We start from the raw sequence: 6,340 nt of genomic DNA, 5'->3' as shown, positions 1-6,340 counted from the left end.
TCACCATGCTGGTCCGAGTGCCGGGGCAGCCGGCCGCGGTGCGGGCGTTCACCGACACCGAGGCCGACGAAGCACGCCAGTACGCGGCCGCCACCGGAGGAACCGTTGTGCCGCTGCCACTTCCACCACCCACCGGGTACACCAACGACGCACACGGCAACCTCGTGCCCATCGACTCGCCCCGCCCGGCAACGGCCACACCCGAGCACACCGAACACGATGCCGCAGCCGACTGCTAGCCAGCAGGCCCGCCTGGATCTCTGGCCACGCGAGCACGACCTACCGCCGCGCTGGGACGGGCTGCCGGTGCAGTGGAGTCCGTGGAGCGACACCAGCGGCGTCATGATCTGCCCGCCGCCGCGCCACCCGGAGCGCTGCACCCACTGCGGCACCACCGAGGCCGCCATGATCACCATCGGTCGGATCTGGACGGAAAAGGCCACCGCGCCAACGGCGGTCGGGCGGGCCCGCCTACGCAACGGACGCCACCTCGTCGGCCTGCTGACCGCGTTCCGCTGCCCCGCGTGCGAACACGATCACGTCGTCGACCCCAATGGCGACTCATGGGATCTGGACGACACCGATTACACCGACGACGGCTCCTGGGACGTGACCGCCGGCATCTAGAACGACAGCTCCTCGGGCGGCAGGATCACCGTGAACGTGCCGTCGCGGGGCGGATCGTCGGGATCAAACCCGAACACATCACACAGGCAATCGTCCCCGCCCCACATCGAGCACAACTCTGCCCGGCAGCTGCTCATCGCGCCCCCTGGCCAGGCCGCCGGCGCATCCGCCGCCACCACCGCTCAACCGGGCCCGCGGTGTCCCCGCCGAAGGCGTCCATCTGCACGCCGGTGACGTGGGTGACCTCGACCAGCTGCCCTTCCTGCGTCGTCCGATACGACGTGCCGGCCGATGCGCCGCCGGCCTCGGTGAGCATGTCCACGATCCGCGTGCGGACCGCTTCCTGCTCGGCCTCCCACCACGCATCCACCGTCGCCAGGACGTGACTGTGCGCCGCCGACACCGGCCGCGGCGGCGGCACCTGCGCGCTCGCCGGCGTCCACCGCCCGATCTCGGGCAGCCACTGAGCCCACTGCTGCGCCAGCGCGTCGACCTCACCGGGCAACTGCGGGGTGACCGCCGCGTACATCGCCTGCACGAACGCCGCGTTGCGCAGATCGTCGACGTGCGGACCACTTGCCGGGCACGCCCGCGCGAACGCCATCACCGCGCGGGTCACCTCGAGTCCAGCAGCGAAGTCGGCCTCCATCGCCTCGACGGGCGGAACGGCCTCCGCAGCGGCCGCAGCGTCCATTTCCGCCTCCAGGCGGGTGTTCGCCTCAACCCAGCGCTCGTAAGCGCTTCCCACCGCAGCCAGGGCCTCGTATTCGGCGTATCTGCTCACCGCCGCCGCTCCCGATACCCGACGAACGCGCGCACCAGCGGATCGCTCAGGTCATACCAGGACGTCCGCTGATCCCCACCTGATTTCGACGCCGACACCCACCCTCCGGTCGTCAGCCGGCCCAGCGCCGATGCCGCCGCTTGACTCGAAACGCCCACCGCCGCAGCCAGATCAGTCACCGAGCGCGGGCCCGCCCCGCGCGCCAGCTCGACCACCAGGCGCTGCTGTCCCGCCGGCAGCTCCCACAGCCGAGGCCGGTAGAAGTCGACTAGGACGTCCAACAGCAGATCCGCCGCCGCATCAACGCGCAGCACAGACTCGCCGTCGATCACATCGGCGAGCAGCCGCCACACCCGCGGCCACCCACCGACCCGACGATGGATCTCCTCTACCGCCTCGAAGCCCGCCTCGGATGCCAGCACCACGTCCAGATCACCGCCGCGCCGCCGGGCGACACCCTCCAACAGCGCGACGGCATCCTGCACGGTCAGCGGCTGCAGACGCTCGATCATGAACGACCCGTACCACGGGAACATCCGCGACGAGACCCCCTCGAAGAGCGCCGGCGCCGACCCGACAACCATCACCGCCGCCGACGTCTCCACCCACGCCCGAAAACTGCCCTGGCCCTGCGCGCCGAGCGCGGCGAACACCCGATCAAGGTTCTCGATCACCAGCAGCACCATCCGCCCGCCGGCCGCATCCGTGATCGCCTGCTCGATGCCCACCGGATCCCCGACACCCCGCAACGCCCGCGCCCGCTGCAAGACGTCGGGCCCGATGACACCCGCGGCCTCGACCAGCAAGTCGACGTAACGCCCTATCGCGAACGACGATTCGGGAATGACCACCGGCAGCACCGCGCCACTCGTCACCGGATCCCGCAGCGCGCGTCGCAAGGCCAGGTGCAGCGCATGCGTCTTGCCGGAGCCGCTGGGACCCACCAACATTGTGTGCGGGCGCGATCCCTCGCCGGCGGCCGTCCTGATCCGCTCGACCAGCACTCGGCTAGTCACATCCGAACCCACGGTCAGCGCATCGAACTCCGCATCACTCAGCAGCGACGGCGTGAACACCGGCAAGCTGCGCACCGCGACATCGCTCATCGCCAGTCCACCGCCACCGCCAGCGCGGCGCACACCGCGCGCATCCGATCGTCAGCCAACCGGCCCAACCGCGAACCCAGCGCCGCGATAGGTACGGATTCGACGAGATCGAGATTCACCACCGCACGCTCAGGTACCGGATCGGCGTCCGGCTCCAGTACCACCTCGCTGGCCAGTCCGCGCACCGTCGTCGTGCACGGCGCCACCAGCACCCGACGCAGCCGCGGGATCGCCACATCACGCGACAACACCACCACCGGCCGAGACGGCGCATCAGCTGTCTGGCACCACCACAACTCCCCGCGCGCCGGCACCGTCATCGTCGACCCGCCGCGTCCCGCCACCCGGCGACGTCACCCCACGCGTCGGGCTCATCGGCCGGGTGTTCGTCGTAGGCCGCGTAGCTCGCGTCGACCTCGGCAGCCCGGTTCGCGGCCAACAACGCCGACAACGCCTCGTCAAACAGCGCATGATCCTTCGCGCCGGCCATCAACGTCCGCGCACGCTCCAACAGGTCGGCGTCAACCGTGGTACTCACCCGTGCGCGCGGCATGCCACAAGTGTGGCACGAACACGCGACACCGCACCGAGCGTCAGCTGTCACCACGATCGGCAAGCAAATCCTCCACCAGAACCTCGCATACCTCGGGACCACAACCCAGCAATAAACCTCTTGCGTTGTACAACCCAAAGGTTTTAGGCTGGGGCGATGGCCTGGACAGTGGACGTCAGCCGGATCGCCGACTGGCTCGAAGGCCTCGACGACCGCAGCCATGACTTGGTAATCGCCGCCCTGGAATTGCTCGCTGAACGCGGACCGCTACTGGGGCGTCCCCTAGTGGACACGATCACAGGCTCACGACACAACAACATGAAAGAAATTCGACCGGGCAGCGCTGGTCGCACCGAACTGCGAGCACTATTCGCGTTCGACCCGCAACGGATAGCGGTCTTGCTGGTCGCCGGAGACAAGAACGGCCAATGGAAACGCTGGTACGACGAAAACATCCCCCTGGCCGACGACCGATTCGACGAACACCTAGCCGCAACAGCCCCGGTACCCAAGAAGCAACCCCGGAAAGGATCCAAGAAGCGATGACCACCCTCGACGAGTGGCTGACCAAACGGCCCGCCAATCGGGCCGCTGTGGACGCCCACAAGATCCGCATGCGCAGCGAGCTACGCGCTTACGCCCTCCGTGAACTCCGCGAGGCCCAAGGCCTCACACAGACCGACGTTGCCGCCCTGCTCCACGTCAGCCAGAACCGCATCAGCGCCCTCGAACGCGGCCAGCTCGAACACACTCAGATCGACACCCTGCGCCGCTACATCGACGCCCTCGGCGGTCAACTGCGCATCGAGGTCGACCTCGGCGACGAGCGCATCCAAATCGCTTAGACCCACCTGGACTGTTCGAGGACTCCGAAGCCCAGCTCGCAGCACACTCGCCGCGCTAAGCGACCCAGGCGGGCTATGCCACGCCCGCCGCAGCAGCGGGATGCAGCGGCGCACCCGCGAGCCGCGAGGCGTACAGCAGGTCCGCGCACCCGTCGACGGTGTTGAAATCCCGAAGACACAACACGACCTCGGCCGCCCGCGCGGTCGCCAGCACCCGCGCCGCCGACTCAGCGCCACCCGCGCCGGCGTTCTTCATCGCCGTCTGATACTCGATCAGCGACATGAACCGCTGCTTGGCGACATCGGCCCACAGCGCGTCGTCGATCGGCTTGCGCTGCTCGAAGAGGTCGATCACTCGGTCGGTGGCCCGACCACTCAACTGCGCCGCACTGGCGGCCATCTGCGAGTGCCGAGCCGCCACCTTCAGTCGGTCCCGCTCGTCAAAGGTGTTGACCACACCCCACTCCCACGGCATCGCGACCGCGCACCGGTGCAGCAGCGACATGTCCAGACCCGTGGACCGCTCCACCTCGCGCGGGTTCACACTGACCGGCCGCGCACCCACCGCACCGGCCCAGTCGATGACTTGACCCATCGGCAACGACGACGCGATCGCCAACACCCGCGCGCCCGGCGCTGCCTGCTCGCGGGCCTCGGCCTGCCGCACAACGGTTTCCAGTGGATTGGCGCCACCGGCGTCAGCAGCGGAGGCCCACAACTGGTGGCCGACGATTGGATCGGTCACTGACATCCGCACGTCCTGCGGGATCCGGACTCCGAGCGGGATGTAGCTGGCACCCTCACTGGTGGCCAGCCACGCTGAAATCGTGCCGCCACGCTCCCAAATCACCGACGCCGCATAGTGAATCTCGACGTAACCGCTGCCCAGCGTCTGCGCCACCAACGCGGTAATGACATCACGCCCCGCGTCCATCGCCTGCTCGAAGATCACATCACCGTCGGCGCCGCCGGCGCCGATCCCACGAATCCCCGGCCCCTGCACCGCGACCGGCGCCAACGACGCCCCAGCCGCCCCGGCAGACGGCGCGCCCGCACCACCCACCGGCACAGCGCCAGCGGCCGGCGACGTCGGCGGCGCAGCACCCGCGGCCGGCGGAGCGCCCGTCACAGGACTCACCGGTCCGAGCCCACCAGCCGCCGCCGGCGGAGGAGGCATCATCCCCACCGGAGGCGCAGCCGCCGTACCGACCGGACCGCCCACCGACGCCGGCGACGTCGCCGCCGCAGGTCCCGCAGCGGGCGCCTGAGCAGCCGCCTGCGCTACGTTGTTCGCCACATTGGCACCGACATTCGTTGCGGTGCTCACGGCGTTGCTCGCGGTGTTGATCGCGCCGGACGCCATGCGCGCCGACGACTCCGCCAACCCGGAGCCCAGGCTGGCCAGACCCGGAGCCCGCCCGGCGGCCGCGTTCGCAGCACTGCCCGCGCCCGCACCACTCCCCGCGTTCGCGCCGCTGGCGTTCGACAGCTGACTCGACTGAGCCGCGCTCGCCGGATTACTCGCAGTGCTACTACTGGACGCCGGCGACGACGACGAAGCCGGCGACGAACTACCCGAGGACGCCGGCTTCATCATCTGCCCAATCACCGACGCCGGATTACTACTCCCACCCGAACTCGGCGACGACGGAGTAGACGGTGCCGAACTCGGCGGCGCCGACGTTGAAGGCTTCGCCGCCTCATGCGGCTCGATCTTGTCGGGCTGTTTGAACGCGGTCTGCTGCACCGTTCTATCGGTCGAAGTCTGCGGATCCGGTTGAGCTTGTTGCTCGGACGTAGCCTGGCTCGGGTCAAGCGCATTTCCCTTAAAGAAATCGACAGGCTGCGCGTTGCCATTGGTGTCTTGCGGCAGCGCCGGCGGTGGAGCGGCCGGGAGGCCGCCTCCGGGCAAGCCGGGCATGCCGCCGGCCTCCGGCAACAAGTTGTTAGCGAAGGGGGCTGACCACTGAGAGATGTCCGTGGACAACGCCGTGACGGTGCCCGCGGCGGCCGCATCCCGCGCCTGAGCATCCGCCTTGGCTGTAGCGACAATTGCTGCGATTGAGCTCTGTAACTGCGCCTCGATGGCAGCGATCGCGGCAGGTGCGGTCAGTGGGGCTGATTGGAGCGCAACGGCCTTCGCCTTCTCGGCGTTGTCCCGTGATGTCTGAACATTCTCTTCGGCCTGATTGACGATTTCGACGAGATCCTGCTTCGTGGACTGCAGCTCGTTCGCGGCCCAGTGCGCCTTCTTCGAGATGTGGCGATAGGCCTCAATGCGGTTCTGCAGCGCAGTCTCTCGGCCCTGGGCTAGTCCACGCGCAGCGTCGATGAACGCGCCCTCCATCGGCGCCAGAATCTGTTTGATGTCCATCTGGACATCGAGTTCCTTGAACAACGTATTGGCGGCCTGCGAAAATGCCAT

10 protein-coding genes are annotated in these 6,340 nt (G+C 68.5%); 4 read left to right on the top strand and 6 right to left on the bottom strand.

Annotated elements, in window-relative coordinates; genetic code table 11:
- Together AC2VOU_RS15380 and AC2VOU_RS15375 are read left to right on the top strand one after the other, a co-directional pair.
- A partial coding sequence (locus AC2VOU_RS15380) for a hypothetical protein (RefSeq protein WP_486958158.1) occupies positions 1–239 on the top strand: 239 nt, incomplete at its 5' end.
- Positions 220–627, top strand: coding sequence for a hypothetical protein (locus AC2VOU_RS15375; RefSeq protein WP_486958157.1), 408 nt, complete (start codon positions 220–222; stop codon positions 625–627). The genes AC2VOU_RS15380 and AC2VOU_RS15375, both read left to right, overlap by 20 nt.
- Here AC2VOU_RS15375 and AC2VOU_RS15370 read toward each other — a convergent pair.
- Genes AC2VOU_RS15370 through AC2VOU_RS15350 form a run of 5 tightly spaced genes read right to left on the bottom strand, consistent with a single transcriptional unit; the run spans position 624 to position 3,070 of the window.
- Positions 624–764 (bottom strand): hypothetical protein, encoded by a 141-nt coding sequence (locus tag AC2VOU_RS15370; RefSeq protein ID WP_486958156.1) that lies wholly within the window; start codon positions 762–764, stop codon positions 624–626. The two genes, AC2VOU_RS15375 and AC2VOU_RS15370, sit on opposite strands and share 4 nt — an antisense overlap.
- Positions 761–1,411, bottom strand: a complete 651-nt coding sequence (locus tag AC2VOU_RS15365; RefSeq protein WP_486958155.1) for a hypothetical protein — start codon at positions 1,409–1,411, stop codon at positions 761–763. The genes AC2VOU_RS15370 and AC2VOU_RS15365 overlap by 4 nt, the downstream gene beginning before the upstream one ends.
- Positions 1,408–2,517 carry a MarR family transcriptional regulator gene (locus tag AC2VOU_RS15360; RefSeq protein WP_486958154.1) on the bottom strand — a complete coding sequence of 370 codons (1,110 nt, stop codon included), beginning with the start codon at positions 2,515–2,517 and terminating at the stop codon, positions 1,408–1,410. Before AC2VOU_RS15360 ends, AC2VOU_RS15365 begins: the two co-directional genes overlap by 4 nt.
- Entirely contained in the window at positions 2,514–2,837 is a 324-nt protein-coding gene (locus AC2VOU_RS15355) for a type II toxin-antitoxin system PemK/MazF family toxin (RefSeq protein WP_486958159.1), read from the bottom strand. The genes AC2VOU_RS15360 and AC2VOU_RS15355 overlap by 4 nt, the downstream gene beginning before the upstream one ends.
- Entirely contained in the window at positions 2,834–3,070 is a 237-nt protein-coding gene (locus AC2VOU_RS15350) for an antitoxin MazE5 (protein ID WP_486958153.1), read from the bottom strand. Before AC2VOU_RS15350 ends, AC2VOU_RS15355 begins: the two co-directional genes overlap by 4 nt.
- Positions 3,071–3,226: 156 nt before the next feature.
- Here AC2VOU_RS15350 and AC2VOU_RS15345 point away from each other — a divergent pair, with 156 nt between their 5' ends.
- Both AC2VOU_RS15345 and AC2VOU_RS15340 read left to right on the top strand, forming a co-directional pair.
- The gene (locus tag AC2VOU_RS15345) at positions 3,227–3,616 is read left to right on the top strand and encodes a type II toxin-antitoxin system RelE/ParE family toxin (RefSeq protein WP_486958152.1); all 390 of its coding nucleotides are present in this window, start codon (positions 3,227–3,229) and stop codon (positions 3,614–3,616) included.
- Entirely contained in the window at positions 3,613–3,915 is a 303-nt protein-coding gene (locus AC2VOU_RS15340; RefSeq protein ID WP_486958151.1) for an XRE family transcriptional regulator, read from the top strand. The genes AC2VOU_RS15345 and AC2VOU_RS15340 overlap by 4 nt, the downstream gene beginning before the upstream one ends.
- Before the next feature lie 73 nt (positions 3,916–3,988).
- On the opposite strand, the gene AC2VOU_RS15335 is transcribed toward AC2VOU_RS15340, so the two are convergent.
- Positions 3,989–6,340: hypothetical protein (locus AC2VOU_RS15335; protein WP_486958150.1), on the bottom strand; the 2,352-nt coding region annotated here is incomplete at its 5' end.

Source organism: Mycobacterium sp. TH-M25 (assembly GCF_057473665.1).
The sequence above is the reverse complement of the archived record's forward strand: the minus strand, read 5'-3'. Positions and strand labels throughout refer to the sequence as shown.